The following is an 18894-nucleotide window of genomic DNA, read 5'->3' as shown; positions in this document are numbered from 1 at the left end:
CCTGGCGCCTTTGCAGGCGCCGCATCGTATTCGGAGAGTCGATTATGTTTAAGCAAATCCGTCCAGCATTGAGCGTTCTGGCTTTTATGACGCTGCTCACCGGCGCTGTTTACCCCTTGACCGTGACCGCTATCGCTCAGCTCGCATTCCCGGTGCAAGCCAATGGCAGCCTGGTGCGGGATGCGCAGGGCGAGGTGCGCGGCAGTCACTTGCTGGCGCAAGGCTTTGCCGGGGCGCAGTGGTTTCAACCAAGGCCTTCTGCGGGGGATTACGCCACTGTGGCCAGCGCTGCGAGCAATCTAGCACCGAGTAACCCGGCATTGGCCACACGTGTGGCTGAAGACGCCAAGCGCTTGCAGGTCGCCGGGCAGGGCGCTGTTCCCATGCAATTGGTGACAACTTCAGGCAGTGGCCTTGACCCGCACTTGTCTCCCGCAGCCGCGCGTTATCAGGTGGCGCGCATTGCCGCTGCGCGCAACATGCCCCGGGCCAGCCTTGATCGTCTGATTGATGCGCAGCTTGAAGCACCTTTAATTGGCCCGGAAGTGGTCAATGTGCTGGCGCTGAACATGGCGCTGGCAGAAAATCAGGGTCTGTCTCGCGCTGAGTAACGCTATGAGTAATGCAACCCAAGCTGACGCCTTGCTGGCTGATTTACCCAAAGGCACACGCGGTCGGCTCAAGGTGTTTTTAGGCGCCGCTCCGGGCGTCGGCAAGACCTATGCCATGCTCCAGGCTGCGCAGGTCCAGCAGCGCATGGGCACTGACGTGCGCGTGGCGGTTGCCGAAACCCATGGTCGCGCTGAAACCGAGGCGATGCTGGTTGGCTTGCCGCAACAAGCCCAGCGCAAGTTGGAATATCGCGGAGTCATGATGCGCGAGATGGATCTGGACGCCATTCTCGCGCAGCCGCCCAAACTGGTACTGGTCGATGAGTTGGCCCATAGCAACGCCCCCGGCAGTCGCCACAGCAAGCGCTGGCAAGATGTGCAGGAGTTGTTGGATGCGGGCATTGATGTGTACACCACGGTCAATGTCCAGCACCTCGAATCACTCAATGATCGGGTGCGCGATATCACCGGTATCCAAGTGCGCGAAACCTTGCCGGATTGGGTGCTGCAGGAAGCCGATGAAATTCTGCTGATCGACCTGCCCACCCGCGAGCTGCTTGAGCGGCTGCGCGAGGGCAAGGTCTATGTGCCGGAGCAAGCGCGTGCCGCCATTGATGCCTTTTTCAGCCAGACCAACCTGACCGCCTTGCGCGAATTGGCGATGCAAACTGCGGCGGCACGGGTTGATGCCGAGCTGACGCGACGTTACCGCCTGCAAGGTCTGGATGCACCGGCGTTACGTGGGCGGCTATTGGTGGGGATTGACGGCGATGTTCAAGCCGAGCGCTTGGTACGCCATGCCTGTCGGGTCGCCGAACGCCGGCATTTGCCCTGGTCGGTGGTGCATGTCGATACCGGCAAGCCTCGTAATGAACAGCGTTTGGCACTATTGCAGGCTGCGCAGCAGTTGGCCGAGCGTTTGGGCGGGGAAGTGGTTGGTTTGCGTGGCGGCGAATGCGCGAAAACCCTTCTTGAACATGCTCGCGAGCGCCGCGCCAGCCTGGTTCTGGTCGGTCGTAGCCGTGCAGGTTTCTGGCGCCGCTGGTTCGGGCGTGGGCTGGCCGAGCGCTTGATGCTCAAAGGTCAGGGGCTGGAAATTTCTGCACTGGATTGCGCGCCGGAAAGGTCCGTGCGGTTGCGCCGGGTCAGCCTGCCGCTGGTCTGGCAAAACTATCTGCAAGCAGTGGTTGCCGCCGTTCTGGCAGCGCTTGTGGCGTTGGGATTATCACAGGTGCTCGAACTGCCAAATATCTCGCTGCTGTTCCTGGCGGCCGTATTGGTGGTGGCTGTGCGCAGCAGTTTGGGACCGGCGCTGGCCTGCGCCGGTTGTTCGTTCCTGGCGTATAACTTTTTATTTATCCCGCCGACGCTGACCTTGAGTATCGACCGCCAAGAAGACGTCTTGACCTTGCTGTTTTTCCTGCTGATGGCTGCATTGACTGGCAACCTGGCCAGTCGTCAGCGCCAGCAATTGGTGGCCCTGCGCGATACCCAGGCGCAGACCACCGCATTGCTTGAGTTATCCAGCAAGCTGACGGCTGCTACAGATCGTCAGGCGGTGCTCAGCGCGGCCATGCAGCAGTTTTCACTGTGGCAAGAGTTGGATGTCAGCCTGCTGGCTCGCGGTAAAGATGAGGTGTGGAAGGTCGAGGCGGGTAGCCAGCGGCTGCTTACAGATCAAGAGCGAGCCGCCGCTGATTGGGCCTGGCAGCACAGCCAGCCAGCCGGGCTGGGCACCGATACTTTGCCGGGCGGGCGTTGGTGGTGGTGGCCGCTGGAAGGTGAAGACGGTCCCTTGGCCTTGCTCGGCATCAGCCCTAAAAATGGCGCGCCCTTGGCCAGTGCGCAGCGCCGCTTGATTGCCGCGCTCGGCCAGCCTTTGGCACAGGCATTGAGCCGCGCACAGCTTGCGCAAGATTTGGAGGCGGCGCGCCTGCATGGCCAGACCGAAGAGTTACGCAGTGCCTTGTTGGCGTCGGTGTCTCACGATTTGCGCACGCCGCTGACCGCAATGCGTGGCTCAATTGACAGCTTGTTGACCCTGGGTGAACAAATTCCCGCTGCGGATCGACATGAGCTACTGGAAGGCACCCGCGATGAGGCCGAACGGCTTGATCGTTATATCCAAAATCTGCTCGACATGACCCGCCTCGGCCATGGTGCGCTTAAACTGGCCCGCGACTGGGTGGCGCCATGCGATATCGTCTCCAGCGCCTTGCAGCGCTTGCGTCTGGTGCTCGCTCCGCTAAAGGTCGAGCTGTCGATGGGCGATGATCTGCCGCTGCTTTATGTGCATGCTGCGCTGATTGAGCAAGCATTGATCAATGTGCTGGAAAATGCGGCGCGCTTTTCGCCAGTTAACGGCCGCTTGCGTCTTGTGGTGCAAGCGGATGCTCAGGAGATACGCATTGCTGTCAGTGATCAAGGGCCGGGTATTCCTGAACATGAGCGCGATAAAATTTTCGATATGTTCTACACCGCTGCTCGTGGCGATCGCGGCGGTCAAGGCACAGGCTTAGGTTTGGCAATTTGCCAAGGTATGCTGGGGGCTCACGGCGGGCGAGTGAGTGTCAGTGGAGGGATTGATGGACATGGGGCAACCCTGACGCTGCACATACCGCTGTCGCCGCAACCTATTATGGAAGATGAGTCTGTATGAGCAGTAATCAGCCGACTATTTTAGTCATCGATGATGAAGCGCAGATCCGCAAGTTCTTGCGCATCAGCCTTGTGGCCAAGGGCTACAAGGTGATCGAAAGTGCTGATGGCGGCGATGGTCTGGCTCAGGCTGCGCTGGGCAAACCGGATATGGTTGTGCTCGATCTCGGGCTGCCCGATATGGACGGTCAACAGGTGCTGCGCGAGTTACGGGAATGGTCACAGGTTCCGGTGCTGGTGCTGTCGGTGCGCGCCGGTGAGGGGGATAAAGTGACAGCGCTGGATGCAGGCGCCAACGACTACATGACCAAGCCGTTTGGCATTCAGGAATTTTTGGCGCGGGTGCGTGTGTTACTGCGTCAGGCGGGTAGCGGCGAACAGGCCGCAGCCGTGATCAACAGCGGCCCCTTGAGTGTCGACTTTGCTTATCGCCGGGTGACGCTCGATGGATCGGAGATCGCGTTGACCCGTAAGGAATACGCTGTGTTGGCCGTTCTTGCCCGACACCTTGGACGTGTCGTGACCCAGCAGCATCTGCTCAAGGATGTTTGGGGTGCCAGTCATGCCGAGGACAGCCATTACTTGCGGGTGGTCATCGGCCATCTGCGGCAAAAGCTCGGGGATGATCCCACAGCGCCGCGCTTTATCATCACCGAAGCCGGTGTGGGTTACCGACTGCTGGAACATTGAATTCCACCTATCGCGCTTGCAAGCGCAGGATCGCTTTAAAACCAAAACTCAAGTATTACCAGCCATCTGCTCAACTAGATAATCGGCGAGGCACTGCTGGATATTGCTGAGAATTCTGGATGAAGCAATCAGCGCCAACTCTGTCGGCGGCGGGGCGCCCAGGCCAAGTTGATCGGTGACAATGCGATGCTCGGGCCTTACTGCATTGTGCGGCAACAGGCTCAGGCCGATGTTTGCGCTGATCGCTGCCTGAATACTCGCCAGGCTTTGCGAGCAAAACGCGATATGCCAGCGCTGGCCTGCGGCTTCAAGAGCACCAATGGCACGCTCGCGATACAGGCAACCCTGCTCATAAACCACTAAGGCAATGCTCTGTTGTTGCAATTGCCACTGTGCTCCTGCAACCCAATCCAGCCGCTCCGACCAAGTCGCGATCGCCGTTGACTGGTCGATATTGCGTTTGATCAGTGCCAGATCCAGTTCGCGGCGCTGCAGTTGTTCGTTGAGCTCACAGCTAAGGCCGTTGCGCGTATCCAGGCGGATATCCGGGAAGCGCTGGTTAAAACCTGTCAGCAGTTCGATCAGCCGGTCCAGGGGCAAATCCTCGGGCACGCCAAGGCTGACCACACCGCGCATATCTTGGGAATTGAGCATGTCGCTGGCTTCCATGGCCAGGCTGACCAAGCGCCGTGCGTAGCTGAGCAGGCGCTCGCCGTCTTCGGTTAGCTGGATCGATTTGCTGGCCCGATGCCTGATCAGCAGTGGGCGGCCGAGCTGTTCTTCGAGTTTTTTGATCTGCTGGCTGATGGTCGATTGCGTGCGGTTTACGCGGTCGCTGGCGCGGGTGAAACCACCGGAATCGACAACAGTCACGAAGGTTTTCAGGAGTTCAAGATCAAGCATGGCTATAAATTCGATTAGTGAATTATTTTTTGATAATAATTTAATTTTCAAATTTAGTCTGTCGGCGCGACGATTGGCTTCTTCCCACTTGCTTTAGGGGTTGCTTGTCATGTCACTCCAACATTTCGCAAAACCGCAATGGCTCACCTTTGATTGCTACGGCACGCTGATCCAGTGGGATGAAGGCTTGCTTGAGTACGTTCGCCAATTGCTCAGGCACAAGGGGATTGCTCACCGCGAAGCAGACTTCATTCGCGCCTACGATAACTATGAGCACGGCCTTGAGCAGCAGTCGGCCTACCTGAGTTTCCGTCAGGTGTCAGAACAAGCGCTGCGTTGCACATTGACTGATTTAGGTGTCAGTTATGAGCCGGAGGATGGCGAAGCATTTGTTGCCCGTATCGGGCGCATGCCGCCATTTCCCGAAGTGGTTGAAACGCTGGACTGGCTGAAACAGCAGGGTTTCAAGCTGTGTATCGTGTCCAACACCGATGACGAGATCATCGCTGGCAACGTGGCGCAGTTGGCTGGGCATATCGACCGGGTGATCACGGCGCAACAGGCCCAGGCCTATAAGCCTGATCCGCGTTTATTTGACTTCGCCCACGCCAGCCTTGGTGTGCAGCGTTCGCAGGTGCTGCATATCTGCGCCAGCCCACACCTTGATCTGGTGGCAGCGCGAGACATGGGCTTTCATTGTATTTGGATTGACCGCGGCACCGGACGCGTGGCGCCAGCCGACTACCAACCCGATGCTGTGCTGCCAAAGCTCGATGGCCTGCGCCAGCTCTTCGCGAGCCTCGGCTGGAGCCATGACCAAGGAGTAAAACAATGACCCAGCAATCGAATATAAACACCGCCCACCTCTGGCAACCCAGTGACTTCGATACCCCGCAAATTCGTGCGGTGCGTGTCGATCTCGCCGCCTGTTTGCGCATGGCTGCTCATTTGGGCTTGGCTGAAGGTATTTGCAATCACTTTTCGGTGCTGGTGCCGGGGCATGACGATGTGTTTATGGTCAATCCCTTTGGCCAGGCCTTCGCTGAAGTTACGCCTTCGAGCTTGTTGATTTGTGACTTCAACGGCCAGGTTGTGTGCGGCAGCGGTGTGCCGGAAACCACCGCTTTCTTTATCCACGCGCAAGTCCATCGCCTGCAACCAAAGGCGGTGGCGGTATTGCATACGCATATGCCCAACGCCACTGCATTGGCCATGCTTGAGGGTGATCCATTGCGCTGGGCAGGACAAACAGCGCTCAAGCTCTATGGCCGGGTCGCAGTGGATGATGGGTTCAATGGCTTGGCGCTGGATGCGAGTGAAGGGCAGCGCATTGCTGCTGCGATGGGCAATGCGCAGGTGCTGTTCATGAAGAACCACGGCGTAATGGTCACGGGCGCTGACCTGTCTCTGGCGTGGGGCGACCTTTACTATCTAGAGCGCGCAGCCGAGGTACAGATTCGCGCCATGAGCACGGGCGTGGCCCTACAGCCGGTGACGCCCGAAATTGCTGCAAAGACAGCCGCGCAAATGCGTATCGGCGAGGCGCACAGTGCACGGGCGCACCTCGACAGTGTCATACGCCAGTTAAACCTGCAGCAGCCCGGCTTCAGTCAGCTTTAATCCAGTTGGTCGCCATTGAGCGAGCAAGATCTGTGTGTCTGTAAATGGATCAGGCGCTTTTGAAAGGCATTAAAAAGCCGGCTTGTGGCCGGCTTTAGGGAGCGGTCGCGACTCATTTTTGGTGAGCCGTAACTGCTAAATAGGGGCATGCACTCTGTTGTCAGAAGTGAGCGGGCCGAGACTTTAACAAGACCCAGGCCAAGCTGCCAGCGTTAACTGTTCCAGTGTTTTAATTGCCTACTGAGTTATTCGCTGGTAATTCGTTCCAGGCGATAGCCGTAGCCGTAGATGGTGGCCAGTTTCCAGCCGTTTTCCGGGGTGAGCCCGAGTTTGCTGCGCAGGCGGTAAATGTGCGTATCCAGTGGACGTGATGAGTGGACTTCTTCGCGGGGCCAGAAACGTTCGTAGAGGTATTCGCGTGAGAGTGGCCGGTCGATATTACTGATCAAGCATTTTGCCAGGCTGTATTCACGCTCGGTCAGGTTGATAGGCATGTCGTTACGTTTGACCTGCTGTTCTGTGTCATCAAACAACAGGTCGTAGACCTTGAGCGAAGGGCTTTTGTTTTGTACGACGTTGCCCTGTCGGCGCAGTACGGCAAGTACTCGCGCTTGCAATTCCTGACCGCGGAAAGGTTTGTTGATGTAGTCATCGGCACCTTCGTTCAACGCCAGCACAACATCTTGCTCACCATTGCGGCTGGTTAACATGATAACCGGAGGCTGTTTTTCGAGATGTTTTCGGCTCCAGCGCAGGACCGCCAGCCCACTTACATCCGGCAGTTGCCAGTCGAGTATCAGTAGGTCGAATGTTTCGCGTTTCAGTTGTTTGAGCAACTCTTCGCCGCGGCTGAATCCGTGCAAACTCCAGAGCACCTCACTGCGCTTTGCAATGTTTTGCAGAGTCTGAGTGATGCGGTCTAGCTCGGCTTGTTCGTCGTCCAGTATTGCTACACGCATAGCTTGGAATGATCCGTATCCACTTAACGAGCGGGTTGAGATGAGTAGGGGTGCTGCTCTGGTGCGTAGAGTGCGGCGAAATCTGAACAAATATGAGATTTAGCTAAAAGCAGCATCACGGCTTGTTAGATTTACGCCACTTAAAAATCGCATACAAGCACTTTTGATGACTCAAGGCAAGGCAGCGAAATTTGCCTGTCGTAGCCAGTGAAGCCGCTATTTGAGCTTTCAGGTTTTTGGGGGCTGTGCTGTGTATGTACAAAATGGACTGCTCTGATAACTCAGACAGTGAAGAGGTTCGATCTATTGCTCAAGGATTGAGTGATAAGTCGAAGCAAGCAGCATGGAAGCTGCGAATGGATACCCGCTTGGATACCCTATAAAACGGTTATTAAGCAACGACCAGTGCATTTAGCTGACCATGGATAGTCTTGCTGAGTGTGATTTAGGTGCGTGGTTTTCATCGGTATAAGGAACTCTGTGACCTGTGCACAGGTTCTGGCAGGAGCGTTTCAACGTTGGATGGATCCAACCAGGAGCAAAACTCTTACTGGCTGCCGAGCATGTTCGGTGGGTCGTGAGCTGTAGCAAGGACTGCTACAGGGCAAGGATGCCTCAGGGATGAAGTAGAGCGTGTGGCGGTTGCACTGTGACCGGCAAGAGTGAGACATCACTACCGCGCTTGGTAAGTAGCACAAGGACGTGCTTCCCATCGATTATTTTGAACCAACTAATACTCCATCAATGTTGTTTATGCGAGTGCCCTTGCTCGCATAACTGTGGGACATGTTCGTAAGGAAGCAGGCATGAGTGGTAATACGGCTTTTAAGCAATGCACGGCCGAGGCATTTGGCACGTTCTGGCTGGTTTTGGCTGGGTGCGGCAGTGCGGTATTGGCGGGTTCGGATATTGGCTACCTGGGCGTGGCATTGGCGTTTGGCCTGAGTGTATTGACCATGGCGTTTGCGATTGGGCATATCTCGGGTTGTCACCTGAACCCTGCAGTAACCCTCGGTTTGTGGGTGGGAGGGCGTTTTCCTGGCAAGCAGTTGCTGCCCTACGTTATCGCGCAATTAATCGGCGGTATTGTTGCGGCCACTGTTCTGTATTTTATTGCTGATGCCAGGCCTGGATTTGATCTGGCCGCCTCCGGTTTTGCTGCCAACGGCTATGCTGAACATTCACCTGCTGGTTATTCGATGGCTGGAGCCTTCCTGACGGAAGTTGTGATGACCATGATGTTTATAGTGGTCATTCTGGGATCAACCTCGGCACGGGCGCCAAAGGGTTTTGCACCTCTTGCGATTGGCTTGGCGTTGGCACTGATTCATATGATCAGTATCCCTGTGACCAATACCTCGGTTAACCCTGCACGTAGCACGGCTGTTGCACTTTTTGCGGGTGAATGGGCAATTGCTCAGCTTTGGTTATTCTGGATTGCACCTTTGGTCGGGGCAGTGTTGGGTGCAGGTGTCTATCGTATGATTGGTTCAAGGCATGACAGCTGACTTTTAGGTGTTTTACCCAACAAGGATATTCAGAGATGGTTATCCTTGTTTTGTTTACAGGTCTTTCAGTTGTCTAAGCGCCGGCCAGCCGGGTGTTTCGCTTTTACTCCGAAGGCTGGCTATCGATCACAGGGAGGTATCAAGTGAGTCATTCAACTACTCGTGCATTTTCAACGCGTGTGCCGGTCGGTTCATCAAGCATATGAAACTCAATTCCAATGCTACTTTTGTGCTGGGCATCGCAGCTGTTTGCCTGCTTGGCTGCACCGGGCTGTACGCTGATCAGCTGCGTCCTGCAGTCGATGGAGGTGATGAGAATGTTGCCTTGGTCGAGATCCCCGAGCCTTTGCCAGCGAAGGTCGAATCCCTTGAGGGTGAGGCTTGGCTGGTCGACAAGCGTGGTAACGAGACTCCCCTGGCTGAAGGTATGGAGGTCAAGCGAGAGCAAGGTATTCGTACCGGTAGCAGTGCATTTATTGCGCTAAGGCTCGGTGATGACTCTCGTATTGTTTTGCCTTCACTCAGCCGGGTCGTACTGTTGTCTGACAAGAAAGTCATGCAGGTCAAATTGTTGGAGGGACAGGTAGAGTCCTACGTGCACAAGCGCGATCCTCAGGTTGAACACTTTCAAATACTTACGCCGGTCGGGGTTCTGGGCGTGCGCGGCACGCATTTTCGTGCAAGGCAAGTTGTAGGTGAAGATGCTGTTTTGACCGAAGTGCTTAGTGGTCGCCTTGCGGCTGAGCGTGACGATGGGCTTGATGCACCGAGCTTTATCAACGCCAAGCAAGGCATGCGTGTAGCACCTGCCGGCACCTTGAAAGCGGTCGACTTGTTGCCGGGGCCGAAATTACTTGGCCAGCAGGGCAGTGCAGATGCGCAGGGCCAATGGACCGTATTGATCAAACCCCTCGCAGGAGCCAAGCGCTACCGGGTGCAGGTTGCCAGTGATCCAAAGTTTTTGCGAATCAGGCGCGAGCAGTTCTCAAGTTCAACCCAGGTCAGTTTCAGCGGACTGGACTTACCTCTGTACTACGTGCGCATAACTGCATTTGATGAATTGGGCCTTGAGGGGGTGGCTTCAATCTATCACGTGATGCACTTCTTGCCTGTTGCAAGCAAGTACTGAGGGCACGAGTGAGAAACAATAAGGATGAGTCTGGCATAAAGGTAGAGCGGCGAAATTCATTTTCGATGTCCCGCCAGCTATTCCATCGCATTGTTCGCGAGTGGATCATCGTGACCTTAATTTTGATCCCGCTAACAGCCGGGCTCTCGCTGACCAATGCGCTTGGGTTTGACTCGCTGATCTACGATCGCCTGTTACCGCTGACCCGTCTAAGTAGCGACCCGCGAATCCTTATTGTCAAAATCGACAATCGCAGCTTGGCCGAGATTGGCCGCTGGCCATGGTCGCGAGAGGTTCACGCGACCATGCTGGATCGCATAAGCAAGGCCAAGCCCTCAGTCATTTTGTTTGACGTGGTTTTCAGTGAGCCAGGGGTTAGTCCAGCAGTAGATCGGCGTTTTGCCGAGGCATTATGCAAGTCTGGCGTGGTGGTGCTGCCGTCCATACGCAAGTATATCTCCCAGGAGGGCGGTGCTCCGAGTGAGTTTCTGCCTGTGCAGCCGCTGCGCAAATGTGCGTGGGGAATTGGTCATATCAATGTGTTGGCCGACAGTGACGGGGTTGTGCGTAGCGTTCATTTGCGCGAAGGCATGATTAATCAGCCGCGGCTGCAGATGGCGTGGGTTGGCTATTCATTGATTGATCCAGCCAGCGCAAAAGATCTTCCGGGGCAGGCTCAGACGGCTAACGTTCATGGTTGGGTTGACGATCACTCGATTCGCATTCCCTATCTGGAGCGAACCAACACATTTGCCAGCGTTTCCTACTCGAGTATCTTGCGCGGCGAGGTGCCAGACTCGCTGCTACGCAATCGTATTATCATGATTGGCGCCACCGCGCCTGGTCTGGGTGATCGCTATGTCACACCTATATCGGCGAGCGCTGGGGTCACGCCTGGTATTGAGATTCAGGCAAATATCCTCAACGGTCTGTTGCAGGGTCGAAGTATTGTCGAGCTTTCAGGCTGGCGCAGCATGCTTCTGGCGGTTGCCCCGGTCATGCTATTACTGGCGATTATGCTGATATCTGGCCTGCGTTTCGCGTTGCTGCTGAGTATGAGCGTGATCATGCTGACGTTGCTGGCTTGCCTGATGTTGTTGCAGGCAGGTTGGTGGTGGCCGCCCTCGGCCAGTCTTCTAGGTGTTTTACTGGCGTATTTGCTGTGGAACTGGCGACGCTTAAGTGCAGCACTGGGCTATTTTGGCTGGGAGCTGGCCCGCCTTGATCAGGAGCCGCAAGTATTACCCGAGCGTACTTTTAAGAAAGGGCACATTACCGGAGATATCATTCAGCAGCGTATTGTCGCTCTGGAGCGTGCCGTTGATCAGGTGCGTAATACCAGAAGGTTTATGACCGATGGTCTGGAGCATTTGCCGGTTGCAAGTTTGATGTGTCGCAAGGACGGAGACATATTATTTGCCAATCGACGCGCTCGGGCGCTGGTCAAAGACCATGCCCTACGTCTTAGCTTGAGTGACTACCTGCAGCACTTGGGGCACCCGGATGTCAGCGTTCTGGATACTAGCGATCCTGAGCAGTTCAAGCACCTCGGTGACGTTGAGTTTCGCACCGAGCAAGGAGTGAGCCTGCGCACCGAGGTCGCGTCGATGATGACGGCAGAGAATGGAACAACGGCGGGCTGGTTAATCAGCTTGGTTGATTTGACCAGTGAGCGTGAGGCTGAGGAACAGCGCGCGAGTATGTTGCGCTTTCTCTCGCATGACTTACGCGCGCCGCACTCGGCGATTCTGTCGCTGCTTTCAATGCATCAAGCTGACAAAGATACGCATGACCAAGTGTTTGTCAGTATTGATAAACAGGTGCGTCGGGCTCTGCGCCTGATCGATGATTTCTTGCAACTGACCAAGGCTGAGTCGTCCGAGTACACATTTGAAGCGGTGCTATTTGACAGCATTGTCCAGGATGCGGTCGATGAAGTATGGGCGTTGGCGCGCAACAAGATGATCAGGGTCCAGACACATTGGTCGGATGATGAGGCCGTGGTATCGGCTGACCCAGGATTGCTGTGCCGTGCACTGTTTAATCTGCTTGAGAACGCAATCAAATACAGCCCGGCCAATACCTGTGTCAGTGTGACGCTCTCGATAGAGCAGGGCGTCGCGGTGTGCGTGATTGCGGATCAGGGGGAAGGCATCAGCGCTGAAAACATTGCGCTGTTGTTTAAAAATTACCAGCGCTTTTCCCAGGACACATCAATTGGCGGTATTGGCCTGGGTTTAGCAATGGTCAAGGCCGTGGTTGAACGTCATGGCGGCACTATCGAGTGTCAAAGTGTGGTTGGCGAGGGCAGTGTGTTTACCTTGAAACTGCCGTTGCTCGATGAGTCGCAGGCCTGAATCGGGCGGGCAGCTACAAAAAAACCAGCGCTAGGCTGGTTTTTTTGTAGTGCGATTGCCCATACTTACTTTTTGTAAGCGGCAACGGCCTTGGTGATCTCAGCGCGGGCCGCGTCAGCATTGCCCCAGCCTTCAACCTTGACCCACTTGCCTTTTTCGAGGTCTTTGTAGTTCTCGAAGAAGTGCTTGATTTGCTCAAGTAGCAGCGCGGGCAGGTCGGTGTATTCCTTGATGTCGACGTACAGCTGGCTCAGCTTGTCGTGCGGCACTGCGATCAGCTTGGCGTCGCCACCGGCTTCGTCAGTCATGTGCAGCACGCCAACTGGGCGTGCGCGGATCACGGCACCTGGCGCGACTGGATAAGGGGTTACAACCAGTACGTCGAGTGGATCGCCGTCATCCGCCAGGGTGTTCGGGATGTAGCCATAGTTGGCCGGGTAGAACATTGGCGTTGCCATGAAACGGTCAACAAACAGGCAATCGCTGTCGTGATCGATTTCGTATTTGATCGGCGCGTGGTTGGCCGGGATCTCGATAGCGACGTAGATGTCGTTCGGAAGGTCTTTGCCTGCCGGAATCTTGCTGTAGCTCATGGGGTGAACTCCCTGGGAATGGGCCAAAAAAGTGGCGAGATTATAGGCGTATTCCCGCATGGTTGCTACGTTGGCGTAGTTAACCATTGGTCGCTTAGACGTATCAGCCGCTGTTGCGTTGTTGACGATAACTCGGCTGGGCCTGTTCCAGGCGCATTAAGCGTTGCGCAGAAATAACTCTGCCGGGTTCCTGCAAGCGCTCACCGGGTTATGAGCAAGGATTCGTCTGCGTCGCCATTTGCGCAATACCCACATCCCGGCTGCTCCCCGTATTTTGCTGACGCTAGCGTAAGCGCCACCTTGCCAGGCAACAAGCCAGCGGCAAAACGGCACAAAGGCTGCACAGATTTGCCTGGGTCGCCGATTCATCGTTCGCGAGGGAGGGTTTGAGATGCCTACAGAGTGCATGGAACACCCAGCAGCCACAGTGGTTTTCGGTCACGGAATAGACCTGCCGCGCCAAGCGGCGCGGGTCAGGGCGATGTGGGTCGCCGGGCGTAACGGGCGACCTCCAGTGTTGATGGTGGCATTACTTTGGGCACGTGAATGCGCCGATGTGGTGCAAAGTATCGAGCATTATCTCGACGCATTGTTTGCCGACTACCGTTGTACGCCGCAATCTTGGAGCGAGGCTCAAGCGGCGCGCCAAGTGCTCGCGGCCCTGAATCAACAGCTGTTTCGCCGCAAGCAAGCCGGTCGTGAAATCGCAGAGCTAAATGTTGGCCTGCTGTTGCTGCAAGAAGATGATGTGCAGTTCTTGCAGGCAGGCTCGATAGGCCTGCTGCGCTACCAAAACAATAGTCTTCACACGCTGGTTGGGCGTGATGGTCTGCAAATTGGCGAGCAGGCCGAGCTGGCGCTGGTCCAGCATAGCCTGCCGCTAAATGCGGGTGACCTGCTGCTTTTGGCGCCCCAGCCGCTGCTCGGGGTGGCCGATCTCAACGCATATCGCCACGGCTATCAACGGTTTTGCGCAACCCAAATGCAGGGGCTGCTTGAACCGCTGCTGAGCGCGCCAAGTGCCGGGGCCTTGCTATTGTTGGGTGATTCAAGCCAGCTCAAGCGCCAGGCCGGTACTGAGACCTGGCCGGTGGTCGCGCATGCGGCTGTAGGCATGCAAATCGATGGCTGGACCATCACCGGCAATTGTTCATTTGGACCGCCTGGTCGTGTGTTCAAGGCGCTTGATGCCGCTGGACGCTGCGCGCTCCTGTGGTTGTCGGAACAACCTGCCGATGATGTTTTTTGGCAGCGGGAGTGGGCCATGCGTCGCAGCCCGGTGCCGGGCTTGCCTCAAATCCTTTCGGCATTTAACCCACGTGAGCATGCGTTCACTTTATTTGAGTACCCATCTGCGGATATGCGTAGTTTGGCTGACTGGGCTGCTGGGCGGGGGCCCTTGGCGGTGCAAAAGGTCATGTCGATTATCAAACAGGCGATAGATGCGGTGCGTGCCCTGCAACGTCGCGGTATGCAGGGCTTGTGGTTGAATCCGCGCAATATTCTGATTGCCGAGTCGGGGCGTGTCTTGCTATTCACAGAGCATGCCGTGCTGATCCCGGGAGCGCCGCGCCAGGTCATGCCAGCGGATGCCTTGCCATTGGCACCCGAAGTGCGAGCTGCTGAAGGGAGCGTGGATGGTCGCGCCGATCAGTTTGCCTTGGCAGCCTTAACCTATTGGTTGTTATGTGGGCAGTGGCCAGAAATCGCTCGACCCGAGGCCAGTCCATTGAGTCACTATGTGCCGTTGGCGAACTTCAACCGGCGCCTGCCCAATGGTTGGGATGGTGTGCTGGCAAGGGCTTTGGCGCCGCAGGCCGCGTCACGATTCGATGCCCTTTCAGAGTTTCAGCAAGCCTTGCAGCAACCGCTTCAGCAGAGCCTGGGCAACAGCAAGTCAGCAAACAAAGTCGTCAGCTGGCGGATGTGGGTGGTCGGCATCTTGTTGTTGCAGTTGAGTATTGGCTTGTTGGTGAGCGTTGCCGGTTGACGCGGTCAATAGCAGTGGTTTGACCTTGTGCAAGCCACTGCTATTGCCGGGGTCAGTCAGAGTTGATCGGCAGCAGGTAGTTTTTGAATTGCTCGTCAACCACAAAGCCAATTGATTCGTAAACTTTTTGCGCCACTTCGTTATCACTGCTGGTGGACACGCGCATGCGCACTGCATTGGTGTCTTTAGCCATTTTTTTCGCGGTTTGAATCAGTCGATCAGCAACCAGTTGGCGGCGAGCGTCTTCGGCAACGTAGATGTCGTTGAGAATCCATACTCGTTTGAGGGCCAGCGAGGAATAGCTCGGATAAAGCTGGCAAAAGCCGAGCAGCTTGTCTTCATCATCGGCCAGTGACAGGTAAATCACCGATTCCTTACGGCGCAGGCGCTTTTCCAGAAAGGCTCGCGATGAGTCCGGGAAAGACAGTTCACCGTAGAACTCACGGTATTTAACGAACAAGGGCGTCAACAGATCCAAGTGTTCCAGCGTGGCTTGAATGATGCGCATTGCGGGGCCTCAGTATCAGTGGTTGGGCAGGCTTGGCTTGAAATCGCTAAAACAGCAGTCAGTTCCAGTGTTTGCTCAATAAATTAAGCATGGGCTATGCCACTATCGGGTTCGATGCTGCCTAGAAAAAATGGAAAGTGCAATCCAAGCAAGCGTTTGCTCTGTGTTTGGCCGCGACAATAGGGGCTGTGCTGCGTGGACATCGCAAAGCAGGCCACATATTGCATGTGGCCTGCGCAGTGGTTAGAAGAAGCCCAGCGGGTTGATGTCGTAGCTGATCAGCAGGTTTTTGGTTTGCTGGTAATGATCAAGCATCATTTTGTGTGTTTCACGGCCCACGCCGGACTTTTTATAGCCGCCAAATGCCGCATGCGCAGGATAGAGGTGATAGCAGTTGGTCCAGACGCGACCGGCCTTGATCGCCCGGCCCATACGGTATGCGCGGTTAATGTCACGGGTCCAGAGGCCCGCCCCCAGGCCAAATTCGGTGTCGTTGGCGATGGCTAATGCCTCTGCCTCATCCTTGAATGTGGTCACGCCAACCACGGGTCCAAAGATTTCTTCCTGGAAGACGCGCATCTTGTTGGTGCCTTTGAGCAGTGTCGGCTGGATGTAATAGCCGCTCGCCAGATCACCCTCAAGTCTTTCGCTTGCTCCGCCGGTCAGCAGCTCGGCACCTTCTTGCTGGGCGATCTCAAGGTAGCTCAGGATTTTATCGTATTGCTGCTCCGAGGCTTGAGCGCCGACCATGGTTTCAGTATCCAGCGGGTTGCCACGCTTGATCTGTTTGATCTTCTTCATCACTTCAAGCATGAAGGGCTCGTAGATGGACTCCTGCACCAGTGCCCGTGAAGGGCAGGTACAGACCTCGCCCTGGTTGAAGAAGGCCAGCACCAGCCCTTCGGCGGCTTTTTCAATGAACTCGGGCTCGGCCTGCATGATGTCTTCGAAGAATATATTGGGTGATTTGCCGCCCAGCTCCACGGTCGAGGGGATAATATTTTCCGCCGCGCACTTGAGAATATGCGAGCCCACGGGCGTTGAGCCAGTGAAGGCGATCTTGGCAATCCGCTTGCTGGTGGCTAGCGCTTCACCTGCTTCGCGACCGTAACCCTGGACGATGTTGAGCACACCGGCAGGCAGCAGGTCACCTACCAGTTGGGCAAACAGGGTGATCGAAAGGGGTGTTTGTTCCGCAGGTTTGAGAACCACGCAATTACCCGCAGCCAGCGCGGGCGCGAGCTTCCAGGCGGCCATTAACAGCGGAAAGTTCCATGGGATGATCTGGCCAACAACCCCCAGCGGCTCGTGGAAGTGGTAGGCCGCTGTGTGCTCATCAATTTCTGCGGCGCTGCCTTCCTGGGCGCGAATACAGCCAGCGAAATAGCGAAAGTGGTCGGCCGCCAAGGGTACGTCGGCATTCAGGGTTTCGCGCACAGCCTTGCCATTGTCCCAGGTTTCGGTGACCGCCAGCAGCTCAAGGTTCTCTTCGATACGGTCAGCGATTTTTAGCAGAATAAGGGCGCGAGCTTGTGCTGAAGTTTTGCCCCAGGCATCTGCCGCGCCGTGGGCTGCATCCAGTGCGAGTTCAATATCCGCTGCGCGTGAGCGTGGAAACTCTGCAATCACGGAGGCGTCTATCGGGCTGGTATTGGAGAAATACTCGCCATCGACTGGGTCAACGAACTGGCCTCCAATAAAGTTGCCATAACGCGTATTGAATGAAACAACCGAGCCTGGCGTTCCGGGTTTGGCGTAAATCATGATGCGGGCCTCTCTTATGTTGTGGTGATGCACATCAAGGTCAGCGGTGGCAGCTCATGGGCATCACATGGTCAAACAAGTGCGCCGGGCCAGCCAAAGACATTGGGCTATGCTCGGCGCGGGCTTTGCGTCTATGCGCTTGTTAGATAGAGATTAGTCGCTCGGACGCTTATCGGCCTGCTCTGCTGTGCTAATCTGCGGCGAGATTTTGTCGGGCTGGTGCGGCCCGTTTTTTGAGGTTTAGGTTTTTCATGCATATCCACATCCTCGGTATTTGCGGCACATTCATGGGTTCCATGGCGGTCTTGGCCAAGGAGTTGGGCCACCATGTCACGGGGTCCGATGCCAATGTGTACCCGCCAATGAGTACTCAGCTTGAAGCCCAGGGCATAGAGCTCACGCAGGGTTACGATCCTGCACAGCTTGAACCTGCCCCGGACCTGGTAGTGATTGGCAACGCCATGTCGCGTGGTAATCCGGCAGTCGAGTACGTGTTGAACAAAGGCTTGCCTTACGTCAGCGGGCCGCAGTGGTTGGCTGACCACGTGCTGCAAGGCCGTTGGGTGTTGGCAGTGGCCGGGACGCATGGCAAAACCACCAGCAGTAGCATGTTGGCGTGGGTGCTTGAGCATGCAGGCATGAGTCCGGGGTTCCTGATTGGCGGTGTGCCGCAGAACTTCGGGGTTTCAGCGCGCTTGGGCGCTACGCCATTTTTCGTCATTGAGGCGGATGAATATGACAGCGCGTTCTTCGATAAGCGCTCCAAGTTTGTCCATTACCGGCCACGCACCGCAATTCTCAATAACCTCGAGTTTGATCATGCAGATATCTTCCCTGATCTGGCGGCGATTGAGCGTCAATTCCACCACTTGGTGCGTACCATTCCGAGTGAAGGCCTGGTTATCCACCCTACTGCTGAAGCTGCGTTGAAGCGTGTCGTTGAGATGGGTTGCTGGACGCCGGTGCAAACCACGGGTGCTGATGGCCAGTGGCAAGCCCGTTTGCTGAGTGAGGATGGCGCTCGTTTTGAAGTGCTGTTTGAAGGTCGAGTCGAAGGCATTGTCGACTGGGCGCTGACCGGCCAGCACAACGTCGCTAACGCACTGGCTATACTGGCTGCTGCTCGGCATGTCGGAGTTGTGCCAGCGCTGGGAATTGAGGCGCTGTGCCTATTCAAAAATGCCAAGCGGCGCATGGAGAAGGTCGCCGAAGTCAAGGGTGTGACCATCTATGATGACTTCGCTCATCACCCAACGGCGATCGCCACAACGCTGGATGGTTTGCGCAAGCAAATAGGTTCGGCCAAGCTGATTGCAGTAATTGAGCCGCGCTCCAATTCGATGAAACTTGGTGCTCACCGCGATGGTTTGCCGGGCTCTGTGCATCAGGCCGATCAGGTCTACTGGTATGCACCGGCAAATCTGGGCTGGGATCTGGCGGCGGTGGTGGCTTCATCCGCGGTGCCAACCACAGTCTGCGACTCGCTCGAGGCTATTATTGCAGGCGTCAAGGCTCAGGCTGAGCCGGGTACGCAAGTGGTGGTGATGAGCAATGGTGGCTTCGGCGGCCTGCACAGTAAATTAGCGAAGGCGCTGGAGGCATAG

The 18894-nt window shown here is 56.1% G+C and carries 15 protein-coding genes; 10 read left to right on the top strand and 5 right to left on the bottom strand.

Translation table 11 applies throughout. The annotated features are described in order from the left end of the window. Positions 1-44 precede the first annotated feature (44 nt). Genes kdpC through AACY26_RS19700 form a run of 3 tightly spaced genes read left to right on the top strand, consistent with a single transcriptional unit; the run spans position 45 to position 3959 of the window. A complete protein-coding gene (gene kdpC / locus AACY26_RS19710; RefSeq protein ID WP_339516549.1) occupies positions 45-611 on the top strand; it encodes a potassium-transporting ATPase subunit KdpC in 567 nt (188 codons plus the stop codon). Positions 612-615: 4 nt separating this feature from the next. Further along, positions 616-3270, top strand: a complete 2655-nt coding sequence (locus AACY26_RS19705; RefSeq protein ID WP_339516547.1) for a sensor histidine kinase KdpD — start codon at positions 616-618, stop codon at positions 3268-3270. Beyond that, positions 3267-3959 (top strand): response regulator, encoded by a 693-nt coding sequence (locus tag AACY26_RS19700; RefSeq protein WP_339516546.1) that lies wholly within the window; start codon positions 3267-3269, stop codon positions 3957-3959. The genes AACY26_RS19705 and AACY26_RS19700 overlap by 4 nt, the downstream gene beginning before the upstream one ends. Before the next feature lie 48 nt (positions 3960-4007). Here AACY26_RS19700 and AACY26_RS19695 read toward each other — a convergent pair whose 3' ends face one another. Then, complete coding sequence (locus AACY26_RS19695) at positions 4008-4862, bottom strand: LysR substrate-binding domain-containing protein (protein ID WP_339516545.1); 855 nt, start codon at positions 4860-4862, stop codon at positions 4008-4010. A gap of 109 nt (positions 4863-4971) precedes the next feature. Here AACY26_RS19695 and AACY26_RS19690 point away from each other — a divergent pair, with 109 nt between their 5' ends. Further along, a complete protein-coding gene (locus tag AACY26_RS19690; protein ID WP_339516544.1) occupies positions 4972-5697 on the top strand; it encodes a haloacid dehalogenase type II in 726 nt (241 codons plus the stop codon). Then, the gene (locus AACY26_RS19685) at positions 5694-6482 is read left to right on the top strand and encodes an aldolase (protein WP_339516543.1); all 789 of its coding nucleotides are present in this window, start codon (positions 5694-5696) and stop codon (positions 6480-6482) included. The genes AACY26_RS19690 and AACY26_RS19685 overlap by 4 nt, the downstream gene beginning before the upstream one ends. A 245-nt stretch (positions 6483-6727) precedes the next feature. Here AACY26_RS19685 and AACY26_RS19680 read toward each other — a convergent pair whose 3' ends face one another. Next, positions 6728-7441, bottom strand: coding sequence for a response regulator transcription factor (locus AACY26_RS19680; protein ID WP_339516542.1), 714 nt, complete (start codon positions 7439-7441; stop codon positions 6728-6730). Positions 7442-8247: 806 nt separating this feature from the next. On the opposite strand from AACY26_RS19680, the gene aqpZ reads away from it, so the two are divergent. The 3 genes from aqpZ to AACY26_RS19665 all read left to right on the top strand — a co-directional run bounded on the left by aqpZ (position 8248) and on the right by AACY26_RS19665 (position 12435). Continuing rightward, complete coding sequence (aqpZ, locus tag AACY26_RS19675) at positions 8248-8949, top strand: aquaporin Z (RefSeq protein ID WP_339516541.1); 702 nt, start codon at positions 8248-8250, stop codon at positions 8947-8949. A 202-nt stretch (positions 8950-9151) separates the two neighbouring features. Then, positions 9152-10078 carry a FecR family protein gene (locus tag AACY26_RS19670; protein WP_339516539.1) on the top strand — a complete coding sequence of 309 codons (927 nt, stop codon included), beginning with the start codon at positions 9152-9154 and terminating at the stop codon, positions 10076-10078. Between the two features lie 65 nt (positions 10079-10143). Then, positions 10144-12435 carry a CHASE2 domain-containing protein gene (locus AACY26_RS19665; RefSeq protein WP_339516538.1) on the top strand — a complete coding sequence of 764 codons (2292 nt, stop codon included), beginning with the start codon at positions 10144-10146 and terminating at the stop codon, positions 12433-12435. 65 nt (positions 12436-12500) lie between these two features. On the opposite strand, the gene ppa is transcribed toward AACY26_RS19665, so the two are convergent. Next, positions 12501-13028, bottom strand: a complete 528-nt coding sequence (gene ppa / locus AACY26_RS19660) for an inorganic diphosphatase (RefSeq protein ID WP_087515588.1) — start codon at positions 13026-13028, stop codon at positions 12501-12503. 391 nt (positions 13029-13419) lie between these two features. Between ppa and AACY26_RS19655 the strand changes: the two genes are divergently transcribed. After that, positions 13420-15018, top strand: a complete 1599-nt coding sequence (locus AACY26_RS19655) for a protein kinase (RefSeq protein ID WP_339516535.1) — start codon at positions 13420-13422, stop codon at positions 15016-15018. 52 nt (positions 15019-15070) lie between these two features. On the opposite strand, the gene AACY26_RS19650 is transcribed toward AACY26_RS19655, so the two are convergent. After that, positions 15071-15526 carry a GNAT family N-acetyltransferase gene (locus AACY26_RS19650; protein ID WP_339516533.1) on the bottom strand — a complete coding sequence of 152 codons (456 nt, stop codon included), beginning with the start codon at positions 15524-15526 and terminating at the stop codon, positions 15071-15073. 243 nt (positions 15527-15769) lie between these two features. Continuing rightward, positions 15770-17290 (bottom strand): acetaldehyde dehydrogenase ExaC, encoded by a 1521-nt coding sequence (exaC, locus tag AACY26_RS19645; protein WP_339516532.1) that lies wholly within the window; start codon positions 17288-17290, stop codon positions 15770-15772. Positions 17291-17541: 251 nt separating this feature from the next. Here exaC and mpl point away from each other — a divergent pair, with 251 nt between their 5' ends. After that, on the top strand, positions 17542-18894 hold the full coding sequence (mpl, locus tag AACY26_RS19640; protein WP_339516531.1) for a UDP-N-acetylmuramate:L-alanyl-gamma-D-glutamyl-meso-diaminopimelate ligase: 1353 nt from the start codon (positions 17542-17544) through the stop codon (positions 18892-18894).

The organism is Pseudomonas sp. RL_15y_Pfl2_60 (assembly GCF_963970595.1).
Classification (GTDB): Bacteria; Pseudomonadota; Gammaproteobacteria; order Pseudomonadales; family Pseudomonadaceae; genus Aquipseudomonas.
Note: the sequence above shows the minus strand (reverse complement) of the source record. Positions and strands in the feature narration are given on the sequence as shown.

Bases quoted from the DNA above. Each gene is read 5' to 3' on its own strand.
- kdpC (WP_339516549.1), top strand. From the start codon at position 45: ATGTTTAAGCAAATCCGTCCAGCATTGAGCGTTCTGGCTTTTATGACG.
- aqpZ (WP_339516541.1), top strand. From the start codon at position 8,248: ATGAGTGGTAATACGGCTTTTAAGCAATGCACGGCCGAGGCATTTGGC.
- AACY26_RS19695 (WP_339516545.1), bottom strand. From the start codon at position 4,862: ATGCTTGATCTTGAACTCCTGAAAACCTTCGTGACTGTTGTCGATTCC.
- AACY26_RS19690 (WP_339516544.1), top strand. From the start codon at position 4,972: ATGTCACTCCAACATTTCGCAAAACCGCAATGGCTCACCTTTGATTGC.
- AACY26_RS19680 (WP_339516542.1), bottom strand. From the start codon at position 7,441: ATGCGTGTAGCAATACTGGACGACGAACAAGCCGAGCTAGACCGCATC.
- AACY26_RS19665 (WP_339516538.1), top strand. From the start codon at position 10,144: ATGTCCCGCCAGCTATTCCATCGCATTGTTCGCGAGTGGATCATCGTG.
- mpl (WP_339516531.1), top strand. From the start codon at position 17,542: ATGCATATCCACATCCTCGGTATTTGCGGCACATTCATGGGTTCCATG.
- AACY26_RS19655 (WP_339516535.1), top strand. From the start codon at position 13,420: ATGCCTACAGAGTGCATGGAACACCCAGCAGCCACAGTGGTTTTCGGT.
- AACY26_RS19670 (WP_339516539.1), top strand. From the start codon at position 9,152: ATGAAACTCAATTCCAATGCTACTTTTGTGCTGGGCATCGCAGCTGTT.
- AACY26_RS19700 (WP_339516546.1), top strand. From the start codon at position 3,267: ATGAGCAGTAATCAGCCGACTATTTTAGTCATCGATGATGAAGCGCAG.
- AACY26_RS19685 (WP_339516543.1), top strand. From the start codon at position 5,694: ATGACCCAGCAATCGAATATAAACACCGCCCACCTCTGGCAACCCAGT.
- AACY26_RS19650 (WP_339516533.1), bottom strand. From the start codon at position 15,526: ATGCGCATCATTCAAGCCACGCTGGAACACTTGGATCTGTTGACGCCC.
- ppa (WP_087515588.1), bottom strand. From the start codon at position 13,028: ATGAGCTACAGCAAGATTCCGGCAGGCAAAGACCTTCCGAACGACATC.
- AACY26_RS19705 (WP_339516547.1), top strand. From the start codon at position 616: ATGAGTAATGCAACCCAAGCTGACGCCTTGCTGGCTGATTTACCCAAA.
- exaC (WP_339516532.1), bottom strand. From the start codon at position 17,290: ATGATTTACGCCAAACCCGGAACGCCAGGCTCGGTTGTTTCATTCAAT.